Source organism: Burkholderia sp. AU17457 (assembly GCF_002223255.1).
Taxonomy (GTDB): Bacteria; Pseudomonadota; Gammaproteobacteria; order Burkholderiales; family Burkholderiaceae; genus Burkholderia; species Burkholderia sola.
The window spans coordinates 614655-637013 of sequence record NZ_NKFB01000005.1; the positions used below are offsets into that span (position 1 = coordinate 614655).

Here is a 22359-nt window from a genome sequence, read left to right on the forward strand (position 1 = left end):
ATGCCATGTGCGGCATCGTAGGCGTTATCTCCCAATCCCCTGTCAATCAGCTGATCTATGACAGCCTGCTGCTGCTGCAGCATCGCGGTCAGGACGCGGCGGGCATCGCGACGGCGGACGGCAGCAATTTCCACATGTACAAGGCGAACGGCATGGTGCGCGACGTGTTCCGCACGCGCAACATGCGCAGCCTGCCCGGCACCTACGGCATCGGCCAGGTGCGCTACCCGACGGCCGGTTCGGCGTCGAGCGAGGCCGAGGCGCAGCCGTTCTACGTGAACGCGCCGTTCGGGATCATCCTTGCGCACAACGGCAACCTGACGAACTGGATGCAGCTGAAGGACGAGATGTTCCGGATCGACCGCCGGCACATCAACACCAATTCCGACAGCGAAGTGCTGCTCAACGTGTTCGCGCACGAGCTGCAACTGTCGACCACGGGCCTCGAGCTCGATCCGGCGTCGGTGTTCAAGGCGGTCTCGGGCGTGCATCGCCGCCTGCAGGGTTCGTACGCGATCGTGTCGCTGATCGCCGGCTACGGCCTGCTCGCGTTCCGCGACCCGTTCGGCATCCGCCCGCTCTGCATCGGCAAGCTCGAAACCGAGCACGGCACCGAATGGATGGTCGCGTCGGAGTCGGTGGCGGTCGAAGGCATCGGTTTCGAATTCGTGCGTGACCTGGAGCCGGGCGAAGCGGTCTTCATCGACAAGGCCGGCAACTTCCACAGCCAGCAGTGCGCGGAGAACCCGACGCTGAATCCGTGCATGTTCGAATACGTGTATCTGGCCCGTCCGGATTCGTGCCTCGACGGCGTGCCGGTCTACAACGTGCGCCTGCGCATGGGCGACTATCTCGCCGAGAAGATCAAGCGCGAACTGCCGAACGTGCCGATCGACGTCGTGATGCCGATTCCCGATTCGTCGCGCCCGGCCGCGATGCAGGTCGCTGCGAAACTCGGCGTCGAGTATCGCGAAGGCTTCTTCAAGAACCGCTACGTCGGCCGCACCTTCATCATGCCGGGGCAGGCGGTGCGCAAGAAGTCGGTGCGCCAGAAGCTCAACGCGATGAGCATCGAATTCAAGGACAAGCACGTGCTGATCGTCGACGATTCGATCGTGCGCGGCACGACCTCGCACGAAATCGTGCAGATGGCGCGCGATGCGGGCGCGAAGTCGGTGATCTTCGCGTCGGCGGCGCCGCCCGTGAAGTTCCCGAACGTGTACGGCATCGACATGCCGACGCGTGGCGAGCTTGTCGCGCACGGCCGCACCGACGAGGAAGTCGCGAAGATCATCGGCGCCGATCATTTGATCTATCAGGACGTCGACGATCTGCGCCGCGCGGTGCGCGACATCAACCCGAAGCTCGAGCGCTTCGAGGCGTCGTGTTTCGACGGCAACTACATCACCGGCGCCGTGACGCCCGAGTATCTCGATGCGATCGAGCGCGCGCGCCTCACGCCGGCGTCGCAGGCCGATCGCGACACGGCCGGCGACACCGAGCGTTCGCAGATGAACCTGCAGCTGTCGGTCGAGTAACGCCGGCGCACGCTTTTATCGAGGCGTGATAGGATGTGGCCTTGCGTCGATTTGATATCAGCTTGCGGACGCGGGGCAACTTCCCAAAACAGCTAAAGCGAAGGCCGGTGGCAGCCGGCCCGAGTCGATCGCTGTCGTACCGCACCGAAGCCCGCTGATGCCGACGCATAGCGGGCTTTTTGTTTTTTTGGCCTCGGTTTTGACCGGGTCCGCGCCTTGTGCACGACCGTCGGCGCGGCCATCGAATACGGAAAACGGAACATGGACGACTCCCTCAACTTCGACACGCTCGCGGTGCGCGCGGGCACGCTGCGCAGCGACTTCAACGAGCATTCGGAAGCGCTGTTCCTCACGTCGAGCTTCTGCTTCTCGAGCGCGGCCGATGCGGCCGAGCGCTTCGCGAATTCGGAAGACTATTTCACCTATTCGCGCTTCACGAATCCGACCGTCACCATGTTCCAGGAGCGTCTCGCGGCGCTCGAGGGCGGCGAGGCCTGCATCGCGACGGCGTCGGGCATGGCCGCGATCATGTCGGTCGTGATGTCCGCGCTGCAGGCGGGCGATCACCTCGTCAGCTCGCGCAGCCTGTTCGGCTCGACGCTCGGGATGTTCTCGCAGATCTTCAGCAAGTTCGGGATCACGACGACCTTCGTCGACCCGACCGACCTGAACGCATGGCAGGAAGCCGTGCGGCCGGAAACGAAGATGTTCTTCCTCGAGACGCCGTCGAACCCGCTGACCGAACTCGCGGACATCGAGGCGATCGGCAAGATCGCGAAGGCGGCGAATGCGCTGTTCGTCGTCGACAACTGTTTCTGCAGCCCGGTGCTGCAGCAGCCGCTGAAGCTCGGCGCGGACGTCGTGATGCATTCGGCGACGAAATTTCTCGACGGGCAAGGCCGCGTGCTCGGTGGCGCGCTGGTCGGCTCGAAGGAATTCATCATGGGCAAGGTGTTCCCGTTCGTGCGCAGCGCGGGCCCGACGCTGTCGGCCTTCAACGCGTGGGTGCTGCTGAAGGGAATGGAGACGCTGTCGCTGCGCGTCGAGAAGCAATCGGCGAACGCGCTGGAGATCGCGCGCTGGCTCGACTCGCATCCGGCCGTGGCGCGCGTGTTCTATCCGGGCCTCGAATCGCATCCGCAGCATGAGCTCGCGAAGCGTCAGCAGAAGGCGGGCGGCGCGATCGTGTCGTTCGAGCTGAAGGGCGACACGCCCGAGCAGCAACGCGCGAACGCATGGCGCGTGATCGACGGCACGAAGCTGGTGTCGATCACCGGCAACCTCGGCGACACGCGCACGACGATCACGCATCCGGCCACGACGACGCACGGCCGCATCACGCCGGAAGCGCGGGCGGCGGCGGGGATCACCGAGGGGCTGATTCGCCTAGCGGTCGGCCTCGAGCATGCAGCCGACATTCGCAACGATCTGGCGCGCGGCCTGGACGGCTGAGCGATACCGCCGGTTTTCGCTCGGCATCAATGAAACGGGCCGCTCAAGAGAGCGGCCCGTTGTCGTTTCGGCGCATGCCGTCGCGCGTGTTGTGCCGTCGTTCAGCCGGCGGCGTGCGCGGACGGTGCGGCACGCATCGCGTCCACCATCCAGCGCAGCGTTTCGTCGAGCGGCGTGACCGGTAATTCGCCCACCGCGCGGCGCAGCTTGTCGCGCGACCCGCTCAGGCTTTTCACTTCGTTGTGCCGCACGAAGCGCGGATCGATCGTCACGTCGATCACGTAGCCGGCGATCCGCGACAGCATCGCCAGCACTTCCTTCAGCGAATACGCGCGCTCCGAGCAGACGTTGAACGTCTCGCCGGCCGGCGCGGCTTCGACCAGCTTCAGATAGGCGGCCGTCACGTCGCGCACGTCGGAAAAATCGCGGCTCACGTCGAGGTTACCGAGCGAGATCCGCGGCGCGTTGCTCGCATAGTGCGCGACGAGCTTCGGCAGCAGATACGCATCGCTCTGGCCGACACCCGTGTAGTTGAACGGCCGCGCGATCACGATCGGCAGCCGGTCGGACCATAGCTTCGCCGCATATTCCATCGCGAGCTTGCTGACCGCGTAGTCGTTCGCCGGCGCGGGCGCGACGGTTTCGTCGAGCACGCCGGCCGTCGAGTTGCCGTAGATGTTCGCGCTGCTGGCCAGCAGCACTGCCGACGGACGGCGGTCGAGGCCGGCCAGCGCCGCCAGCACGTTGCGCGTGCCGACGATGTTGACCGCGTAGGTGGACGACGGCTCGTCGTCGGCGACATGCGCACGTGCGGCGAGATGCACGACCGCGTCGGGTCGTGCGTCGGCCGCGGCCGCGCGCATGGCATCCGCGTCGAGCAGGTCGACGGGCAGTAGCGTGCAGTGTGCGAACGCCGGATCGGCGGGGGGCGGCGTGCCGGGCGCGACCGTGCCCCAGACGTCATAGCCGGCCGCCTGCAGGCGTTCGGCCATGTAGCGACCGGTGAAGCCCGTCAGGCCCGTGACGAACGCACGGCGCGACGGACGCCCGGTTTCAGAACGTGTCATGGTGTTGGTTCCGCGTCAAATCCGCTTCGACCATCATCTGGCAAAGTTGTTCGAGCGTCGTCTTGGGTGCCCAGCCCAGTTTGCTTTTCGCCTTGTCCGCGCAGCCGATCAGCAGGTCGACTTCGGCCGGGCGATAGAACTTCGGGTTCACTTCGACGAGCACGTTGCCGGTCGATGCGTCGAGGCCGCGTTCCTGCTCGCCCTTGCCGGTCCATTCGAGCTGGTAGCCGGCCGCCGCGAACGCCATCCGCACGAAGTCGCGCACGGTTTCGGTGCGGTTGGTCGCCAGCACGTAGGTGTCGGGTTCGTCGGCCTGCAGCATGCGCCACATGCCTTCGACGTATTCGAGCGCGAAGCCCCAGTCGCGCTTCGCGTCGAGATTGCCGAGCTCGAGCTTGGTCGCCTTGCCGAGCTTGATCTTCGCGATCGTGTCGGTGATCTTGCGCGTGACGAATTCGCGGCCGCGTAGCGGCGATTCGTGGTTGAACAGGATGCCGCTGCTGCCGAACAGGCCATACGATTCGCGGTAGTTCACGGTCATCCAGTGCGCGTACAGCTTCGCGACGCCGTACGGGCTGCGCGGATAGAACGCGGTGGTTTCCGTTTGCGGGATCGCCTGCACCTTGCCGAACATCTCGGACGTCGACGCCTGGTAGAAGCGCGTCTTCGGGCTCACGACGCGAATTGCCTCGAGCAGGTTCAGCGGGCCGATGCCGGTTACTTCGGCGGTCGTCGCCGGCTGGTCGAACGACACGCCGACGAAGCTTTGCGCGGCCAGGTTGTACAGCTCGTCCGGCTGCGTGCGTTCGAGCAGGCGCAGGCTCGAGCCCGCGTCGGTCAGGTCGTGTTCGACGAGCGTCAGGTTCGGGTGCGTGTCGACACCCAGCTCGGCGATGCGCCAGAAATTCACCGAGCTGGTGCGGCGGTAGGTGCCGGTGACCTCGTAGCCCTTGTCGAGCAGCAGTTTGGTCAGGTACGCACCGTCTTGCCCCGAAATTCCGGTGATGATGGCCTTCTTACGCGTTTGGCTCATGGCGTTGTCCTGGTAGAAGCGATGGATGATGAAAGTCAGGCGGTCGTGCCGGCGGTGGTCGGCACCGCACGGCGCGCAGGCCCGCGCGTCAGGCGTCGTTCGAAGCCGTACCAGCTCAGGGTCGCGTACGCGAGCGTGATCGCGAGCGCGAGCGCGGCCGTGACGAAGCGGTTCAGGTGCAGCGGCCACAGCGCGTACAGCACGCTCAGGTGAATCAGGTAGACGGTGTAGCTGACGGTGCCGACGTAGACGAGCATCGGGTTCGTCAGCACGCGCTGCACGAGCCCGCGGCCGCGCAGCGCGATCACGACGATCGACGTGCACAGCAGCAGCGAGATGCTGTAGAGCGCCGCATTCGACAGCGGCGTGTTCGCGGCGCGAAAGCGCGGGAACGACAGGTGCAGCCAGCCGAGGATCGCGAGCGACACGAGCGCGCCGACGATCGCGAGCGGATAGAACGGCTCCAGCGCCCGCCGGTCGCGGCGCAGGACGATCGCGAGCAACGCGCCGGCCGCGAGCAGGTCCATCCGGAACGGCGTCAGGTAGTAGATCGGCCAGAACGAATCGAACCACGGCGTCGCGATCGCGCGCAGCACCGGCGCCGCGACGATCAGCGCGGCGGCGACCCACAGCAGCGCGCGCTCCGAGCACCACAGCACGACGAACGGCCAGAAGATGTAGAACTGCTCCTCGACCGCGAGCGACCACAGCACGTTCAGGCTGTCATGGCCGATGCTGCCGAGCGACAGCCCGATATTGGTCGAGAAGAACGCGAACCACGGCCAGTGCGGCAGCCAGCTCGCGCCGAACAGCAGCGTCGACACCACCAGCAACAGCACGTACGGCGGCAGGATGCGGCGTACGCGGCGCGCGTAGAAGTGGCTGAAGTACGACTGTCCGCGCGCCTTGCGATCGAGCAGGATGCCGGTGATCAGCAGGCCGCTCAGCACGAAGAACAGATCGACGCCCATCCACAGCGGCGCCTTCAGCGCGTGTTGCAGGAATACGGCGCCCACCGCGATCGCGCGCAACCCGTCGAGCTGCACGATGCGGCCGTGTTGCGGCGGGGCGAGGGCGGGGCGCGACAGGGCCGTCATCGCGCGGCTCCTTCACGACCCGCATCCGATGCGTGTACGTATTGCATGCCTTTAAATGAAATATGGAATCGAAATCGATTCTAGGGAAAAGAAATCGGTAAAAAAACGCGTGCCATTTATCTGACGACAAACAGGCAAATGCCGATTATTACGATCGCGAGGTGAAAGGTTTGCTCCCGGACAGGCATGACAGGCGGCCTGGGGCGGAATTTTCTACGTGATGGCGCGGGAGGGGCGGTCGTTATTGCCGTTTTCCGCGGTCATTTACTCGCTGTTCCGGTTCGATATTTCACGCGGAAACATCCCCAAATATTTCCAAATTTCTTGTGATTATTTTTGCTTGTAACCTGCATCGCGACGTTTGAAACCCATTTAGCGACAGCGCGCCGCCGCGGGCGATCCGAGGCGGCGCCGGTCGCTGTTGCATCGACATCGAGTCTGGAGAAGTGCATTGCGACGTCTGATTCTGGTTGGCATGACGGTATGCGCGGCACTGCTGACGAGCGCCGTGCCGGCCGAAACGGTGTTGCCCGCGACGACGTCGTGGATCGGCAACACGTTCGGCTATGGCGACGGCACGTGGACGCAGATCGACATTCGCGCGATCGCGGTGACGCCGGAGGGCAAGGTGTATACGAATGCGCCGTGGGACGAGAGCGGCGCCGAGGCGAGCGTCTACCAGGACGGGAAGATGCTCGGCTTCGCGGGCGGCACGCACGGCTGGGGTAACCTCGGCGGCAGCGCGATCGCGGTGAACGGCAAGTACGCGTATGTCGCGATCGGCGTCGGCAACGAGCGCGGCCACCTGCAGTCGCCCGGCATCTGGCCGGACAAGGGCAAGCAATGGTTCGGCATCTCGCGGCGCACGATCGGCGACATGAAGCAGCCCGCGCCGTTTCGCGCGGCGCCGCAGGTCGCGCCGGGCGGGCGCGCCGATACCGGCCGCGCACGGATGGCCGCGAGCTTCATGATGATGAACGAGGTGCCGGCGCCCGCGCGCTCGGAAGTGGGTGAGGCGAAGGCGGAAGTGGGCGGCCTCGCGGCCGACGACAAGACGCTGTTCGCGACCAATCCGTCGCGCAACGTGGTGGACGTGTACGACGCGGAGACGATGCAGCAGAAGGGCACGTGGAACGCGCACGAGCCGGGCCGCATCGCGCTGGCGGGCGACGGCACGCTGTGGCTGCTGACCGATACGCTGGGCGGCCCCGCGCATCTCGTGCACGTGCGGCCCGACGGCCGCAAGCTCGACGACGCGCCGGTGCTGCCGGAGGGCACCGACGCGGTGGACGTGGCGGTCGACGCGAAAGGGCGCGTGCTCGTCGCGGACAACGGGCCGCGCCAGCAGATCCTGATCTTCTCGAAAGGCGGCAAGGGCTATGCGCCGTCGGGCACGCTCGGCGAGCGTGGCGGCATCTTCGCGGGCCCGGTGCCGGGCCGGCCGGGGCCGCAGCGTTTCAACGGGCTGACGGGCGTCGGGGTCGACCGCGCGGGCAACATCTATGTGTCGATGAACGGGATCGGGCCGCGCCACGACACGATCGGCGCGGGGCTCGGCGCGGTGCTGGAAAGCTACACGCCGGACGGCAAGCTGCGCTGGCAGGTGCAGGGGCTGCTGTTCGTCGACGGCGCGTGGCTCGACCCCGCGCGGCCGAACAGCGTGTACACGGGCAACAAGCGCTTCGAGCTCGACCTGTCGAAGCCGTCGGGCCAGGACTGGAAATACGTCGGCTTCCTGTCGAACCGCTTCAAGTATCCGGACGACCCGGTGTTCCACACCGACCAGTATCCGGGCATGCCGATCGCGCGGCGCGTCGACGGGCGCACGTTCCTGTACCTGACCGACATGTACGCCGATCACCTGAAGATCTACCGTTTCGACGCGAAGCGCGACGGCGAGGTCGCGATTCCGTCGGGCCTGATCGCGGGCCGCGCGCGGCCGGTCGACAAGGTGCCGAACAAGCCGCCGGGCGGCGACTGGCTGTGGCGCGACGCGAACGGCAACGGTCGGATCGATGCCGACGAGTCCGAGATCAACACGACGGGCAAGGCAAAGGCGGGCGGTTGGGGCTGGTGGGTCGACACGAAGGGCGACATCTGGCGCACGAGCGACGTGCGAGGGATTCATCGTTTCGGCTATGGCGGCATCGACAAGGCCGGCAACCCGATCTACTCGTACGACAAGGTCACGACCTATCCGATGCCGCAGCCGTTCACGCAGCTGCGCCGCGCGATCTACGAGCCGCAGACGGACACGCTGTACGTGACGGGCTATACGGCCGACGCGCCGCCGCAGCCCGGCATCAACAAGGAAGTCGGCCGCGTGCTGGTGCGCTTCGACAAATGGTCGAGCGGCTCGCCGGTGGTGCGCTACCAGGTCGCGCTGCCGTGGCAGCTCGACGCGAAGCCGATCCTCGACCTGATCGGGATCACGGTCGAAGGCCGCTACATCTTCACCGTGGAGCCGGTCGGCAAGATCCACGTGTACGACAAGGAAACCGGCAAGGAAGTCGGCGTGATGAGCCCGGGCGCCGAGGTCGGCAAGGCGTCGGGCTGGGTCGACGTGCCGTTCGGCATCAGCGCGTTCCGGCGCGAGAACGGCGAGTACCTGGTGTTCGTCGAGGAAGACGCGCGCGGCAAGGTGCTCATGTACCGCTGGAAACCGTAACGGGCCCCTGGGCTAAAGCATGGACAAAGGCATACTCAAGAACGTTTCGATCAACTTCATCGGGCTGATCCTGCCGACCTTCGTGTCGCTGGTGACGGTGCCCGCGTATATCCACGCGCTGGGCGTCGAACGCTACGGCGTCGTCAGCCTCGTGTGGACGCTGATCGGCTATTTCGGGATACTCGATCTCGGGATGAGCATGGCCGCGCAGAACCACATCTCGAAGGCGCTCGCGAGCGGCAACGCCGACGAAAGCGCGCGCGTGTTCTGGAGCGCGTTCTGGCTGAATCTCGGCACCGGCATCGTCGGCGGCCTGCTGATCTATTTCGGCGCGTTCGTCTACACCGCGTATTTCACGAAGGTGTCGGCCGCGATGCAGCACGAGGTGTATCTCGCGCTGCCGTGGCTTGCGCTCGCGATTCCGCTCGCGAACGTATCGTGGGTGTTCGCCGGCGCGATCAACGGCGCCGAACGGTTTGGCGTGTTCAACACGAACCAGACGATCGGCACGTTCCTGTTCCAGCTGCTGCCGCTCGGCGCCGCGTGGTGGATCGCGCCGAACCTGCAGACGGTGCTCGCCGCGGCGGTCGTCGCGCGGCTGATCGCGGCGGTGATGCTCGGTCAGGCCAGCATCAAGGTGCTCGGGATCCGCCGCATCGATCCGCCGCAGTGGGGCACCGCGAAGGGGCTGTTCAACTTCGGCGGCTGGATGCTGATCGCGAGCACGACGAGCATGATCGCCGACACGCTCGACCGCGTGATGCTCGGCGCCGGCATGGGCGCGAAGTTCGTCACGTACTACACGGTGCCGCAGAACCTCGTCACGCGGCTGAACATGCTGCCGAACGCGCTGGTGCGCACGCTGTTCCCGCGCCTGTCGGCGGTCGGCCGCGATCACGCGGATACGCTCGCGCGCCAGTCGCTCGAATTCCTGAACGGCGTATTCACGCCGGTCGGCATCGTCGCGATCTTCGCGCTCGCACCGTTCCTCACGCTGTGGGTCGGCGCCGATCTCGCCGCGCATTCGGCGCCGGTCGGGCGCGTGCTGGTGATCAGCGTGTGGCTCGTCGGCCAGGCGAGCGTCACGCGCATTCTGATCCAGTCGCAGGTCAACCCGGCCCGCGCGGCATTCGCCGGGCTCGTCGAGATGCCGTTCTTCGTCGGCGGCCTGTGGTTCGGCGTTCATCACTTCGGGCTGATCGGCGCGGCGGTGGTCGTCGCGGCGCGCGCGCTCGTCGACTACGGCGTGCTGCTGTACCTGTCGGCGATCCGGATGCGCGCGATCGTACTCGACATGCTCGCGCACCTCGCGTTTCTGCTGGCGAGTCTGTTCCTGGCGCAGGCATGGCCGGGGCTGGTCCAGTCGATCGGCATGTGCGCGGTCGTGCTGGTGCTGAACGTCGCGTGGTCGCTCACGATGACGCCGGGATTGCGCGCACTCGTGCGCGACCTGTTTGTCCGTCTCAATGCGAGGAGAACTGCATGAATCGCGATCTGGCGGAACACGCCGTCCTGAATCTCGCCACGGCCGATGCCGTCGTGGTCCACGCCGGCGACGCCGCCGCGCTGCACCCGGCCGAGCGCGCCGGCGCGCGACAGCCGGCGCGTGCGCTGCGCGTGGCGATCGTCCACGACTGGCTCGTCACCTACGCGGGCGCGGAGCGCGTGCTCGAACAGATCGTCGCGTGCTTTCCCGACGCGGACCTGTTCAGCCTCGTCGATTTCCTCGACGATCGCGCGTTCGTGCGCGGCAAGCCGGTGACGACGTCGTTCATCCAGAAGCTGCCGTTCGCCCGCACCAAGTACCGCAGCTACCTGCCGCTGATGCCGCTCGCGATCGAGCAGCTCGACGTGTCCGAGTACGACCTCGTGATCTCGAGCAGCCACGCGGTCGCGAAGGGCGTGCTGACCGGCCCGGACCAGGTGCACATCAGCTACGTGCATTCGCCGATCCGCTATGCGTGGGACCTGCAGCACCAGTATCTGGAACAGTCGAATCTCACGCACGGGCCGAAATCGCTGCTCGCGCGGATGATTCTCCATTACATCCGCAACTGGGACACGCGCACCGCGAACGCGGTGGACGGCTTCGTCGCGAACTCCGCGTTCATCGCACGACGCATCAAGAAGGTTTACCACCGCGACGCGGCGGTAATCTTTCCGCCGGTCGACGTCGACGCGTTCTCGCTCAACGCGGCGAAGGAGGATTTCTACCTGACCGCGTCGCGGATGGTGCCGTACAAGAAGATCGACCTGATCGTCGAAGCGTTTTCGCGCACGCCCGAGCGCAAGCTCGTCGTGATCGGCGACGGCCCCGAGATGCAGAAGATTCGCGCGAAGGCCGGCCCGAACGTCGAGATCATGGGCTACCAGCCGTTCGCGGTGCTGCACGACCGGATGCGACGCGCGAAGGCGTTCGTGTTCGCGGCCGAGGAGGACTTCGGGATCTCGGTCGTCGAGGCGCAGGCGTGCGGCACGCCGGTCATCGCGTACGGCAAGGGCGGCGCGCTCGAGACCGTGCTCGACCCGCAGTCGAACCTGAACCCGACCGGCCTTTTCTTCGACGAACAGACGCCGCACGCGATCGTCGCGGCCGTCGACGATTTCGAGCGCGCGCCGCAGCGCTTCACGCCTGACGCGTGCCGCGCGAACGCGGAGCGGTTTTCCGCCGACACGTTCCGGCGGCGCTTCCTCGACTACGTGGAGCAAGCGCTGCCCGGCTCGACCGCGCAGCGCGGCACGGCGGCCCCGCTGCCGGTCGCGCGCGGCCCGGCGACGCTCGTGCTCGACCAGAGCGGCGTGCTCGGCGGCGCCGAGCTGTCGCTGCTCGAGATCATGAAGCACATGCGCGCGAACGCCGACGTGCTGCTGTTCGACGACGGCCCGTTTCGCGCGGCGCTCGACGAGATCGGCGCGCGCGTCGACGTGGTCGAGCAGGGCGCGCTCGCGGGCGTGCGCAAGCAGGGCGGCGTGTCGTTCGGCGCGGTGAAGCAGCTCGTGCGGCTGGTGCGCGACGTCGCCCGGCGCGCGCGCCGCGCCGAGGTGATCTACGCGAACACGCAGCGCGCGATGGTGGTCGCCGCGCTTGCCGGGCGGCTGGCGCGCAAGCCGGTCGTCTGGCATTTGCGCGACATCGTCAGCACCGACCATTTCGGCGGCAAGCAGTTGCAGGCGATCAAGTACTGCGCGCGGTTCGGCGTCACGCGCGTGATCGCGAACTCCGACGCATCCGCGCAGGCGTTCCGCGCGCTGACCGGCTTTACGCCGCAGCACGTCGACGTCGTGTTCAACGGGATTTCGGCCGAACCGTTCGATGCGCTGGACGGCGTGAGCCAGGCCGCGCTGCGCGCGCGCCTCGGGTTGCCCGCGGATGCATGGCTGGTCGGCTCGTTCAGCCGTCTCGCGCGCTGGAAGGGGCAGCACGTGCTGCTGGAGGCCGCCGCGCGGCATCCCGACATGCACGTGGTGCTGGTCGGCGCGCCGCTGTTCGGCGAGGACGACTATGCGGCGCAACTGCACGAATACGTCGCGCAGCATGCGATGGACGAGCGCGTGCATTTCCTCGGGTTCCAGCGCGACGTGGCCGCCTGCATGACGGCGGTCGACGTCGTTGCGCACACGTCGATCACGCCGGAGCCGTTCGGGCGCGTGATCGTCGAGGGGATGCTCGCGCGCCGGCCGGTCGTCGCGGCGCGCGCGGGCGGCGTCGTCGAGATCATCGAGGACGGTGACAACGGACTGCTCTGCGAGCCGGGCGACGCGGCCGCGCTGGCCGATGCGCTGGCGACGCTCAAGCGCGACCGCGCGTTGCGCGAGCGGCTCGTCGCGAGCGGTCGCGCGACCGCGGTGCGCCGGTTCGGGACTGAAACCTACGTGGAGCGGGTCGAGAAGATTCTCGCGGATACGGCCAAGGCCGCCAAGGCGGCGAGCGCGAAGAAGTAGCGGCCGGCGGGAGCTGGCGGGAAATGGCGGAAAACGGGCCCCCATGCGGCGTTGCGCTGCGCGGGGGCTTCGCTTTTCAGCGGGCGACGCGTCTGGTTGGGACGGACGGGCTGGTTTGCGCCCCGGGTTCGGGTCGGGCGCGAGCGTGGCCGAGCGTCATCTGGAACAGGATCGGGCCGTCAGGAACGTGAAGCGAGCAGCCGACACCGTCGCACTCGTGCTTCGGCAACCGCGCGGAAGGGGCCCGTGCGGGCCGTGGCGCCGTCGGAGGGCGGCAGGCTGCCCCACTCGTTGTCGACCCGGCCTGCAACCGCGTGCCGGCCATGAAAAAGCCCCCGCGCAGCGACGCGCCGCGCGGGGGCTCCGGGACCGGACGGCTGATCGAGCCGTCCGGCCCGCGTCAGGCGGCCTGTTCGGGTGTCGACGCGACGACGCGGGCCGAGCGGGTCGGCTTGAAGCTGGCCGACCACATCATCGCCGGCCGTTCGAACATCCGGTAGAACAGGTACGCGACCGGAACCGCGACGGCCATGAACGCGAACGACGGCCAGATCGACAGTTGCAGTTCGGAGTGGAACAGCACCGAGCCGAGGCACACGAACAGCGGCAGATGGACGAGATACAGCGAGTAGCTGAAGTCGCCGAACCAGCCCAGCACGCGCAGCGGCGGCGTCGCGCGCGGCGGCCGGGCGAGCGCGCGGTACAGGAAGCATGCGAAGCCGGCCGACCACAGCTGGAACGCGCCGTACTGGCCGAAATGAAATGCGCCGCAGCCGGCGGCCAGCAGCACGGCGGCCGCGACGTACCACGCGCGCGACGGCACGACGGCCGTGCCGCGCGACTGCTGCGCGCGCACGTCGGCGATCCATGCGCCGATCGTCCAGGACAGCCAGTACGACGTGAAGAACTGCAGGTCGTGCCGTTCGAGCAGCCACGCCGACGCGACGTTGACGAGCGCGACCGCGGCCACGACGGCCGGCATGCCGATGCGCCGGCGCAGCGCGAACAGCAGCGGGTAGATCGCGTAGAACTGCACTTCGAGCGACAGCGTCCACAACGCGCCGTTCGACCCGTACGTGTGGCCGGCGACGCCCTGCAGCGAGAACAGGTTCACGAGGAACGCGACGAGGCCGACGTCGCGGATCTTGTGGCTGACGGGCTCGATCTGCAGACTGACCGCATCGAGCGCGAGCGTGAACAGCAGTGCGGCGAGCAGCACCGGGTAGATGCGCGCGAAGCGGCGCACCCAGAAGTTCGGCGCGTCGAGCCGGTACGCGGGATTGGCCGCGAGCTTGAGCGCCGCGTTGCGGTGGATGCAGTAGCCGCTGATCACGAAGAAGATCGGGACGCCGGCCGAGCCCCACGCGAACGGGAAGGTCAGGTAGCCGGCGATCGCGCCCGGGCTCAGTGCATGACCGTAAGCCTGATGGAAGCTCTGCATGCCGACCCAGACGACCTGGCGGCAGTGGAAATAGGCGACGAGCAGCGCCGCGAAGCCGCGCATCGCGTCGATCACGTGTTCCTTGTGGTCGGCGACGGGCGGCGCGGCCAGAGACGATCCGCTGAAAGCTTGCATGCGATTCGATTCCTTGCGACGGATGGACGGGAAGTTTCATCCAATCGTAATGCGCAAGAATTCGGTCAATGAATAAAAAAATCTCGCCCGCAAATATCGGTATTCCACATCATGGATTTATCGCGGCCCGAAAGCGGTTCCGCGACGGGTGCGAATTATTTGCCGATTTTTTTCTGATAGTTTGAAGCTCCAGTTGATTGATGCAAGGAGCGGCAAGATGGACATGCATTGGATCGCGAGCGCTGCAGTACTGTTGGTCATGGCCGTGCTGTCGGCGTACCGCGAGGCGCTGAAGAACGAACCGATCCGCCCGGGCCTCGAGCGGGGCGGCGTGCCCTATATCGAGGAATTCGAATCGTAAGAATTTGTATCCGGAAAATCGGTAATTTGTTTCTGCTCCGGCAATCGGTTCGGAAATATCGACCGGGTTGAAGCGATTATATTTTTTCCGGAATAATTGGGCAATCAGTTCATATCGAAAATGAGCGGAGCGGAATTGGCAGTGCCGTCGATTCTCGATATGCCGTTCGGAACACAATCGCGCCGGGTCGCAGGTCGACGCGGCGCAGTCAACGCTATCAGGATGCGAACATGTTGAAAGTCACCAAGGCCGTGTTCCCCGTTGCCGGTCTCGGCACGCGGTTCCTCCCGGCAACGAAGGCGAGCCCGAAGGAAATGTTGCCCGTCGTCGACAAGCCGCTGATCCAGTACGCGGTCGAGGAGGCGATCAACGCCGGTATCACCGAAATGATCTTCGTCACCGGGCGCAGCAAGCGCGCGATCGAGGATCATTTCGACAAGTCGTACGAGATCGAGGCCGAGCTCGAGGCACGCGGCAAGGAAAAGCTGCTGGAGCTCGTGCGCGGCATCAAGCCGAGCCACGTCAACTGCTTCTACGTGCGCCAGCCGGAAGCGCTCGGCCTCGGCCATGCGGTGCTGTGCGCGGAGAAGCTCGTGCACGGCGAGCCGTTCGCGGTGATCCTCGCCGACGACCTGCTGCACGGCGAACAGCCCGTGCTCAAGCAGCTCGTCGACGTGTTCGACCACTATCACAGCTCGGTGATCGGCGTCGAGACGATCCCGCGCGAGGACAGCCGCTCGTATGGCGTCGTCGAAGGCCGGGAGTGGGAAGAGGACATCATCAAGCTGTCGGGCATCATCGAGAAGCCGGCGCCCGAGGATGCGCCGTCGAACCTCGGCGTGGTCGGCCGCTACGTGTTCATGCCGACGATCTTCGATCATCTGCGCAAGCTCAAGCCGGGCGCGGGCGGCGAACTGCAGCTCACCGACGCCGTCCAGTCGCTGCTCGCGAACGAACAGGTGCTCGCGTATCGCTACTACGGCACGCGTTTCGACTGCGGCAGCAAGATCGGTTATCTGAAGGCAACCGTCGAGCTCGCGCTCCAGCATCCGGAAGTGAGCCGCGAATTCGAGGCGTACCTGCGTACCTGCTTGCCCGCGCTGGCTGCCGTCGCTTAAGCGGCCGCGCGCTCCGTCGTTTCAGGTGGTGGTTGTTCCGTTGGCCCCGGCCGCTCGCGCGCCGGGGCTTTTTTGTTGTTGGCGGGCGTCCGGACGTGGTGCGCGACGTCCGGATGTCGCACTTCGCATGTGCGGAGGGTGGCGCCGCGCGACGGGGGAAGTATGCCGATGAGGCGGGACGTCGCGCGTGACACCGGTGCCGAAGCATTCGTCGCGTGACCGGATCGGTGGATGGGTTGCGCGGGTTGCACGACGCGCGCTCGGGTGTCGCGCGATGATGTGGCATCGACTGCCATGCCGCCGGGCATCACCGGTATCGACGCGTTCCGATCCGGTTCGCGCCGCGCACCGCTCAGCGCGGCGACGCGCTCGGCTGCGCGGCGAAGTGCCGGGCCAGCATCGCGGCGATCGGCTTCTTGAAGTCGAGCAGCCGCTTTTCGAGATAACGCCAGGACAGGTGCGCGAGCAGCACGGCGAGCGTGAATTGCAGCATTTCCGGCAGCGCGTCGCGGACGATTTCCGGCATCGGCACGTGCGCGAACGACGCGGGCAGCGCGCCGAAGCGCGCCGGAATCAGGTTGTGGAACAGGTAGAAGCCGTAGCTGATCGTGCCGAGATACGCGAGCGGCGCCCAGTCGAGCAGCGCGACGGCGGGATGCTCGGGCGCGCTGACGATCCACAGCATCAGCGCGCCGAGCGACACCGACAGGCCGAGATCCGCGAGCCCCGCGACTGCATCGGGCAATGCGGTGCAGGCAGGCAGCACGAGGAAGAAGGCGACGCCGGCCGCACCGAGCCAGCCGGGCGGCACGCGGCGCGCGGCGGCCGCGCCGCGATCGGCGAGCGCCATCGCGCCGACGCCGCCGAGCGCGATCAACGCGAAATTCCACGGGGAAAACGCGTAGATCAGCACCGGCGACGCGTCGGACAGATAGAGCGCGAGATGCGCGAGCGCGCACAGCGCGACGGCCGCGATGCCGAGCGCGACGTGTCGCGCGGCGGGCACCGCGAGCAGCACGAGCGGGGCGATCAGATAGAACTGCTGTTCAACGGCGAGGCTCCAGAAGTGCGACGTGGAGCCCGGCCAGCCGTCCTTGACGACGCCGATCCAGTAATTCGACAGGAACACCGCGTGCCATGCGAGCCCGAGGTTGACGCCGCGCTGATAGAACAGCGCGTGCGCGATCGCGAGCGCGGCGAGCAGCAGGTAGTAGACGGGGAAGATCCGCAGCGCGCGCTTCGCGAGGAACAGCGCGAGCGCGTGGCGACGCGTCATGGCGCCGCGCTCGACCGCCTGGCGGTTGCGATGCAACTCGCCGACGATCAGGAATCCGCTGATGAGGAAAAACGTCCACACGCCAAGCTTGCCGACGTCGACGGCAAGGACATGGCCCTTGTGGGACAGGAAAACGAGGATGACGGCGAGGGCTCGCAGGCCGTCGAGTCCTTTGACGTATCTGACTTCGCGCATGGAGGCATCCGGGCATTGAGCACGCCCAGTATAGGTGCGCAAATATCGAACGTAATTCGCGTTCGGACGTATACGTGAAGGCGTTTTTTCACGTTCGAGCGTCGATGAAGTCGGTCGCGCGCAACAAAACCTGCGGGAAACCCCGTGAAAACGCATAAAAGTACTGCACGAAGCGTCAAGGCGCTTGTAGAATCCGGCGTTGAAGCGCGCGCGTTGCACGCTTCGTGTATCCAACGACCACACCTGGTAGGAGAAACATGGCGACTTCCGCAAAAAAGGTGGCCAAGAAGGCTGCCGCACCGGCGACCAAGAAAGTGGCTGCCAAAAAGGCTGCGCCCGCGAAGAAAGTAGTGGCCAAGAAGGCTGTCGCAAAGGCAGCACCGGCTGCTCCGACGCCGCTGAAGGACAAGTTCACGAAGGCATCGCTCGCAACGCACATCGCTGAGCGCGCAGCTGTCGAAGTGAAGGCGGTCAAGGCAGTGCTCGTCGCACTCGAGAACGTCGTGCTGGGCTCGGTTCACAAGAAGGGCGCAGGCGAGTTCACGCTGCCGGGCCTGCTGAAGATCACGGCACAAGTCGTGCCGGCGAAGAAGAAGCGCTTCGGCAAGGATCCGTTCACGGGCGAAGAGCGTTGGTTCCCGGCGAAGCCGGCCAGCGTGCGCGTGAAGGCGCGTGCGCTGAAGAAGCTGAAGGACGCGGCAGCGTAATGCCGCGCAACGACTGCCGAATGCATGTCGGCAGCCGTTGCGATGTCCCGAAATCCCCGTACGCGAAAGCGTGCGGGGATTTTTATTGGTGCGCCCGGCAGGGCGCACTCGCTGCGGGGTGAAAGTCCCCTACACACCCGGCAAGGGGACGTGTTAGCCGGAGGCAAGGGTTCCCCGGACGACCTGGTGCCGTGGCGTCATCCGGCGCGACGCGAGTTGCAGTTCGGCGAGTGGCTGCGCGGCGATCTGGAGGCCGGCGTCGTCGAGCCGCCGCTGGTCGTCACGATCTGGCCATCCTGTTGACGAAGGCGCGACAGCACAGTGTCGCGCTGATCGGTCCGCCCGCCGACGTGCTGTTCGAGCCGGCGCCCGCACGCGACTTCGTCGCCGCGCTGCTCGCGACCGTTGCGCAGTGGAAGGCCGAACCGGACTGGCGCGGCGACGAATGCAACATCGTGCTCGCGCTCTCACGCATCGGGTACAGCACCGCGACCGGCAGGATCGCGCCGAAGGGCGTCGCCGCGACGTGCGTGCTGGCGCGCTTGCCGGACGCGCACCGGCCGGTCGTAGCGGTTGCGCGTGCTGCCTGTCTCGATGGCGAAGCGGGCGCGGCGATCGTGGCGGGCGAGCCGCTGGCCGAATTCATCGGCTACGCGCGGCGCGCGATCGAGTCGATGCTGTCGGCGTAGCAGCGGCCGCCGACGAGCCACGTTAACGGCATACGGGCCGCCTGCCGCGGATGGCGAACCCGTTCGAGCCGGCTGCATGCGCAACCCGTCGAGTCGGGTGCGTGCAGACGGCGATCCGGCGCGGCATCACGCATGCGCAGCCGGACGCCTGCCGTCAGCTCGCGGTGCCCGCAAACGCGGCCTTCAGCGCGGCGTCGTCGAACTTCGTCATCTGCATCATCGCGGCGGCCACGCGTCCCGCCTTGACCGTGTCGCGGTCGGCCATCATCGGGATGAGCGCTTCCGGAACGATCTGCCATGACACGCCGTAGCGATCCCTCAGCCAGCCGCAGCCGTCGGCCGTGCCGCCGTTGTCGAGCAGGGCGCTCCAGTAGCGGTCGAGTTCCGCCTGGTCCGCGCAGCTGACGAGCAGCGATATCGCGTGATTGAACGTCTCCGTGCGCGGGTGGCTCATCGCAAAAAATGGCTGCCCGAAGAGCTCGAATTCGACCATCCGCGTGCCGTCGGTGCCAGGCACCGCCGTGACGCGCACGATGCGCGAGTCCGGAAAGATGCCGGCATAGAAGGCCGCGGCTTCTTCGGCTTCCGTCGAATACCAGAGAAAAGGCGTGATCTTCTGAATCGTCATGACGAGTCTCCTGTCTGTATGGGTGCGGGGCAAACCGTATGCCGCCATCGATACGACGGACGACGCCCGCCGAAATCGACACATGGCGCAAACAAATCCTGCGTCGGTCGCACCGGGCAGCGCCGGCTGTGCGGATGATAGGCGCTCAACGGAGAAACGGCGACCTCTCCGGCCATCGGAAACGGGGTTGCGGGTGCATTGCAGCCGCCAGGCGCCGCTCCCGGCGCGCCGACCTGTGTCGGTCCCGGCTTCGCCGCGGAGGCGCTGCAGGCGAGGTTGGCTCTACCTGCCGGAGGCGGACGAAAAAAAGCCAGCCGCGGCCGAAACCGGGGCTGGCTTTCCAGGTCGGCGGCAAGGCGTCGGAGACGCCATGCACACCGGATACTTCGTTTTTAGAACTTGTGACGCAGGCCGAGTGCGACCATTTCCTGGGACTTCGTGCCGGCGTAGCCGTACGAGCCGATCGACGCTTGCGCAGCTTGCGTCGTATTCGCGTCGACGCGTTGCGTGCCGCTTGCGTGCTGGTATGCGCCGACCAGGTAGACGTCCGTGCGCTTCGACAGCGAGTAATCCGCGCCCAGCGAAACCTGATGGTACTTCGCGTCCGTGTCGCCGCTCGCCTTCGTGTACGAGTAGCCCAGACCCAGCAGCAGCGGCGGCGTGACCTGGTACGTCACGAACGCGCGGCCCGTATTGTACTTCTCGGTCGAACCGAAGCCCGACGATGCGTCCGGCTTGTACTGTGCGTTGCTGTAGCCGAGGCCGAGCGTGACCGGGCCGATTGCGTACTGGCCTGCGACTTGTGCGATGCCGATCGACTTCGCCGTCACGTAACCCGAGTTGATCGGGCCGTCGACGATGTTGTCGGCCGTCGTCGACGTCCAATTGGTGCGCGCGCCTGCTGCCGGCGTCGGGTTGTTTGCGTAGAAGTAGCCAGCTGCAACACCAATCGGGCCGTTGTTGTAAGCGGCTGCGACCGACCACGTCTGACCCGAACCCGGCTTGCCAGCGACACCGCTCAGACCGTACAGGCCTTCGAACTGGAAGCCGCCCCAAACCGGCGAAGTGTACTTGATCGCGTTGCTGACGCGCAGGCTGTTGTCGTTGTTGTCGACGTCGCCCGGCGTTGCGAAGAAGCTGCCAAAGTAGTTGTCAGCCGTGACTGCTTGGACCAGGTCAACCACCGGGTCGTACTGGCGGCCCAGCGTCAGCGTGCCGTACTGGCTGCTTTCCAGGCCGACGTAAGCCTGGCGGTTGAAAATCGTGTTCGATGCGCTCAGCTTGCCCGTGCCCGGGTTGAAGCCGTTTTCAATCTGGAAGATTGCCTTCAGGCCACCGCCCAGATCTTCCGCACCCTTCAGGCCCCAACGGCTGCCTTGCAGGTTGCCCGACAGCATCTGCCACATGTTGTTGCCCGTGCCGTCATTGCCGTGAACGTAGGCAATCGACGTGTCGATCACGCCGTACAGCGTCACGCTCGACTGAGCCTGAGCAGCACCAGCGGCGCCCAGCAGGGCGAGCGAGAGGGTCGAGAGAGCAAGTTTCTTCATCGTTGAGTTTCTCCACGCAAGTGATTCATCGTTATTTGTTGCGGATTGGAGAATAGCTCAGTGCCATACACGCAAGAAAGCTCAAAAAATAAAGTGTCTCGAAAAGGTAACAGCGGGAAAAAGTCCATATAGATCAAGCACATCAGCAACTGTTCCTGTTTATGAAACAGTTGACAATTGCTGCGCCGCGATTGTTTCAATAGTTGATGCCCATGACCGCAGATCCGTTGTTTTAGCCCGTTGCAGCAACGAAACGAGGGTGTGCAAACGTTTGCCGTTGCAAGTGTGTGCATGTCGGCATGCAGCGCATGCGCGGCGGGACAACAGGGTTGCAAAGGGGGGAGGCGTGTGCCGGGCGCGCGCGAGACCGATGCGCGGCCGCCTGCAGAGGGGCGGTGAATCAGTCGTCGCGCGGGCGATCGTCGGCGTGCCCGGGTTGAACCGCCTGAACGGACGCGGCCGGCGCCGGGTGCTCGGCCGGCCGATGCGCGTCGCCGCGGGCCGCCGCGAATTCCGCGCCGAGCAGCAGCACGATCGCGGAGAAGTACAGCCACATCAGCAGGACCGCGAACGATCCGGCCGCGCCGAACGCACTCGCGGTGCCCGCATGCGCGAGATACAGCGCGAACAGCTTCTTGCCGCCGGAGAACAGGATCGCGGACACGATGCCGCCGATCGCGGCGTCGCGCCATGCGACGCGTGCATCGGGCAGGAATTTCATCAGCGACGCGAACGCGGCCGCAAGCACCGCGATGCCGACGAAGAACTGGATGAGGTTCGTGACGACCACGTACGGCGAATCGCCGAGCAGCCATGTGCCGACGAAGGTGATCGCGGTGTCGAGCACGAGCGACACGATCAGCAGGAATGCGACGCCCAGCACGAGCCCGAACGAGATCAGCCGCACGCGCACGAGGCCGAGCATGCTCGACCAGCGGCTTTCGGTGGCCGGCCAGATCACGCTGAGCGCCGCGCTGAGCGACGCGAACGTGGCCGACGCGCCGATCGCGAGCGCGGCGAACGAGATCAGCGTGGCGAGGCCGCCGCGTTGGCCCGCGCGGTGCGCGTTCTGCACGATCGTCTGGATGCTGGCCGCCGCGTCGTCCCCGATCAGCTGGTGCGCCTGTTCGAACACCTGGCCGCGCGCGGCGTCGTCGCCGTAGAACCAGCCGGCCACCGCGATCACCATCACGAGGGTCGGCGCGAGCGAGAACGCGGAGAAAAACGCGATGCCCGCGGCCATCGCGGAGCAGCGGTCGGACGAGAAGCGCTTGAACGCGGTGAGGGCCCAGTTGGCCTGCTGCTGGGCGAGACGGGTTGCTTCGGAAGTGATCTGTCGTTTCATGACGGTTCGGTTGCGCGCGGAACGCGGATCATCGCGGGTTGGTCGCGGGTTGGTCGGACAAATCGGTATTGATCCGAGGATTCGATCAGAGTTGCCTGAACTGTCTATAATTCCTTT

At 66.1% G+C, this 22359-nt stretch carries 18 protein-coding genes; 10 read left to right on the top strand and 8 right to left on the bottom strand.

Going from position 1 to position 22359, the window contains the following annotated elements; genetic code table 11:
- Nucleotides 1-5: 5 nt before the first annotated feature.
- Together purF and CFB49_RS20030 are read left to right on the top strand one after the other, a co-directional pair.
- Entirely contained in the window at nt 6-1538 is a 1533-nt protein-coding gene (gene purF, locus CFB49_RS20025) for an amidophosphoribosyltransferase (protein WP_069618451.1), read from the top strand.
- 261 nt (nt 1539-1799) lie between these two features.
- On the top strand, nt 1800-2990 hold the full coding sequence (locus CFB49_RS20030) for an O-succinylhomoserine sulfhydrylase (RefSeq protein WP_069618450.1): 1191 nt from the start codon (nt 1800-1802) through the stop codon (nt 2988-2990).
- Nucleotides 2991-3091: 101 nt separating this feature from the next.
- Here CFB49_RS20030 and CFB49_RS20035 read toward each other — a convergent pair whose 3' ends face one another.
- Genes CFB49_RS20035 through CFB49_RS20045 form a run of 3 tightly spaced genes read right to left on the bottom strand, consistent with a single transcriptional unit; the run spans nt 3092 to nt 6187 of the window.
- A complete protein-coding gene (locus tag CFB49_RS20035) occupies nt 3092-4057 on the bottom strand; it encodes an NAD-dependent epimerase/dehydratase family protein (RefSeq protein ID WP_089436209.1) in 966 nt (321 codons plus the stop codon).
- Nucleotides 4044-5090, bottom strand: a complete 1047-nt coding sequence (gene gmd / locus CFB49_RS20040) for a GDP-mannose 4,6-dehydratase (protein WP_050011265.1) — start codon at nt 5088-5090, stop codon at nt 4044-4046. Before gmd ends, CFB49_RS20035 begins: the two co-directional genes overlap by 14 nt.
- 35 nt (nt 5091-5125) lie before the next feature.
- A complete protein-coding gene (locus CFB49_RS20045; protein WP_089492115.1) occupies nt 5126-6187 on the bottom strand; it encodes an acyltransferase family protein in 1062 nt (353 codons plus the stop codon).
- Between the two features lie 475 nt (nt 6188-6662).
- Here CFB49_RS20045 and CFB49_RS20050 point away from each other — a divergent pair, with 475 nt between their 5' ends.
- Genes CFB49_RS20050 through CFB49_RS20060 form a run of 3 tightly spaced genes read left to right on the top strand, consistent with a single transcriptional unit; the run spans nt 6663 to nt 12797 of the window.
- Entirely contained in the window at nt 6663-8855 is a 2193-nt protein-coding gene (locus tag CFB49_RS20050; protein ID WP_373453191.1) for a hypothetical protein, read from the top strand.
- 19 nt (nt 8856-8874) lie between these two features.
- Entirely contained in the window at nt 8875-10341 is a 1467-nt protein-coding gene (locus CFB49_RS20055; RefSeq protein WP_089492117.1) for a flippase, read from the top strand.
- Nucleotides 10338-12797 (top strand): glycosyltransferase family 4 protein, encoded by a 2460-nt coding sequence (locus CFB49_RS20060; RefSeq protein WP_179234924.1) that lies wholly within the window; start codon nt 10338-10340, stop codon nt 12795-12797. The genes CFB49_RS20055 and CFB49_RS20060 overlap by 4 nt, the downstream gene beginning before the upstream one ends.
- 400 nt (nt 12798-13197) lie before the next feature.
- On the opposite strand, the gene CFB49_RS20065 is transcribed toward CFB49_RS20060, so the two are convergent.
- Nucleotides 13198-14373, bottom strand: coding sequence for an acyltransferase family protein (locus tag CFB49_RS20065; protein ID WP_089492118.1), 1176 nt, complete (start codon nt 14371-14373; stop codon nt 13198-13200).
- A gap of 217 nt (nt 14374-14590) precedes the next feature.
- Here CFB49_RS20065 and CFB49_RS36395 point away from each other — a divergent pair, with 217 nt between their 5' ends.
- On the top strand, nt 14591-14734 hold the full coding sequence (locus CFB49_RS36395; RefSeq protein WP_006479318.1) for a hypothetical protein: 144 nt from the start codon (nt 14591-14593) through the stop codon (nt 14732-14734).
- 230 nt (nt 14735-14964) lie between these two features.
- Nucleotides 14965-15852 (top strand): UTP--glucose-1-phosphate uridylyltransferase GalU, encoded by an 888-nt coding sequence (gene galU / locus CFB49_RS20070; RefSeq protein WP_011548079.1) that lies wholly within the window; start codon nt 14965-14967, stop codon nt 15850-15852.
- Nucleotides 15853-16204: 352 nt separating this feature from the next.
- Here the strand turns inward: galU and CFB49_RS20075 are convergent, their stop codons facing one another.
- Complete coding sequence (locus CFB49_RS20075; protein ID WP_089436213.1) at nt 16205-17323, bottom strand: acyltransferase family protein; 1119 nt, start codon at nt 17321-17323, stop codon at nt 16205-16207.
- A 257-nt stretch (nt 17324-17580) separates the two neighbouring features.
- On the opposite strand from CFB49_RS20075, the gene CFB49_RS20085 reads away from it, so the two are divergent.
- The 3 genes from CFB49_RS20085 (at nt 17581) to CFB49_RS20090 (ending at nt 18719) form a co-directional block, all read left to right on the top strand.
- Complete coding sequence (locus tag CFB49_RS20085) at nt 17581-18030, top strand: HU family DNA-binding protein (RefSeq protein WP_011548077.1); 450 nt, start codon at nt 17581-17583, stop codon at nt 18028-18030.
- A 150-nt stretch (nt 18031-18180) separates the two neighbouring features.
- On the top strand, nt 18181-18333 hold the full coding sequence (locus CFB49_RS36825; RefSeq protein ID WP_249190507.1) for a hypothetical protein: 153 nt from the start codon (nt 18181-18183) through the stop codon (nt 18331-18333).
- Nucleotides 18330-18719, top strand: a complete 390-nt coding sequence (locus CFB49_RS20090; RefSeq protein ID WP_249190508.1) for an aminoglycoside adenylyltransferase domain-containing protein — start codon at nt 18330-18332, stop codon at nt 18717-18719. Before CFB49_RS36825 ends, CFB49_RS20090 begins: the two co-directional genes overlap by 4 nt.
- A gap of 154 nt (nt 18720-18873) precedes the next feature.
- On the opposite strand, the gene CFB49_RS20095 is transcribed toward CFB49_RS20090, so the two are convergent.
- From CFB49_RS20095 to CFB49_RS20105, 3 genes are all read right to left on the bottom strand, one after another.
- Nucleotides 18874-19347 (bottom strand): VOC family protein, encoded by a 474-nt coding sequence (locus CFB49_RS20095; protein ID WP_060212508.1) that lies wholly within the window; start codon nt 19345-19347, stop codon nt 18874-18876.
- Between the two features lie 392 nt (nt 19348-19739).
- Nucleotides 19740-20897, bottom strand: a complete 1158-nt coding sequence (locus CFB49_RS20100; protein ID WP_089436214.1) for a porin — start codon at nt 20895-20897, stop codon at nt 19740-19742.
- Nucleotides 20898-21297: 400 nt separating this feature from the next.
- Entirely contained in the window at nt 21298-22242 is a 945-nt protein-coding gene (locus CFB49_RS20105) for a YihY/virulence factor BrkB family protein (RefSeq protein ID WP_089436215.1), read from the bottom strand.
- Between the last annotated feature and the right edge of the window lie 117 nt (nt 22243-22359).

What these genes read in the sequence shown, in the direction of transcription:
- purF (WP_069618451.1), top strand. Translation starts at nt 6, where the DNA reads ATGTGCGGCATCGTAGGCGTTATCTCCCAATCCCCTGTCAATCAGCTG.
- CFB49_RS20030 (WP_069618450.1), top strand. Translation starts at nt 1,800, where the DNA reads ATGGACGACTCCCTCAACTTCGACACGCTCGCGGTGCGCGCGGGCACG.
- CFB49_RS20035 (WP_089436209.1), bottom strand. Translation starts at nt 4,057, where the DNA reads ATGACACGTTCTGAAACCGGGCGTCCGTCGCGCCGTGCGTTCGTCACG.
- gmd (WP_050011265.1), bottom strand. Translation starts at nt 5,090, where the DNA reads ATGAGCCAAACGCGTAAGAAGGCCATCATCACCGGAATTTCGGGGCAA.
- CFB49_RS20045 (WP_089492115.1), bottom strand. Translation starts at nt 6,187, where the DNA reads ATGACGGCCCTGTCGCGCCCCGCCCTCGCCCCGCCGCAACACGGCCGC.
- CFB49_RS20050 (WP_373453191.1), top strand. Translation starts at nt 6,663, where the DNA reads ATGACGGTATGCGCGGCACTGCTGACGAGCGCCGTGCCGGCCGAAACG.
- CFB49_RS20055 (WP_089492117.1), top strand. Translation starts at nt 8,875, where the DNA reads ATGGACAAAGGCATACTCAAGAACGTTTCGATCAACTTCATCGGGCTG.
- CFB49_RS20060 (WP_179234924.1), top strand. Translation starts at nt 10,338, where the DNA reads ATGAATCGCGATCTGGCGGAACACGCCGTCCTGAATCTCGCCACGGCC.
- CFB49_RS20065 (WP_089492118.1), bottom strand. Translation starts at nt 14,373, where the DNA reads ATGCAAGCTTTCAGCGGATCGTCTCTGGCCGCGCCGCCCGTCGCCGAC.
- CFB49_RS36395 (WP_006479318.1), top strand. Translation starts at nt 14,591, where the DNA reads ATGGACATGCATTGGATCGCGAGCGCTGCAGTACTGTTGGTCATGGCC.
- galU (WP_011548079.1), top strand. Translation starts at nt 14,965, where the DNA reads ATGTTGAAAGTCACCAAGGCCGTGTTCCCCGTTGCCGGTCTCGGCACG.
- CFB49_RS20075 (WP_089436213.1), bottom strand. Translation starts at nt 17,323, where the DNA reads ATGCGCGAAGTCAGATACGTCAAAGGACTCGACGGCCTGCGAGCCCTC.
- CFB49_RS20085 (WP_011548077.1), top strand. Translation starts at nt 17,581, where the DNA reads ATGGCGACTTCCGCAAAAAAGGTGGCCAAGAAGGCTGCCGCACCGGCG.
- CFB49_RS20095 (WP_060212508.1), bottom strand. Translation starts at nt 19,347, where the DNA reads ATGACGATTCAGAAGATCACGCCTTTTCTCTGGTATTCGACGGAAGCC.
- CFB49_RS20100 (WP_089436214.1), bottom strand. Translation starts at nt 20,897, where the DNA reads ATGAAGAAACTTGCTCTCTCGACCCTCTCGCTCGCCCTGCTGGGCGCC.
- CFB49_RS20105 (WP_089436215.1), bottom strand. Translation starts at nt 22,242, where the DNA reads ATGAAACGACAGATCACTTCCGAAGCAACCCGTCTCGCCCAGCAGCAG.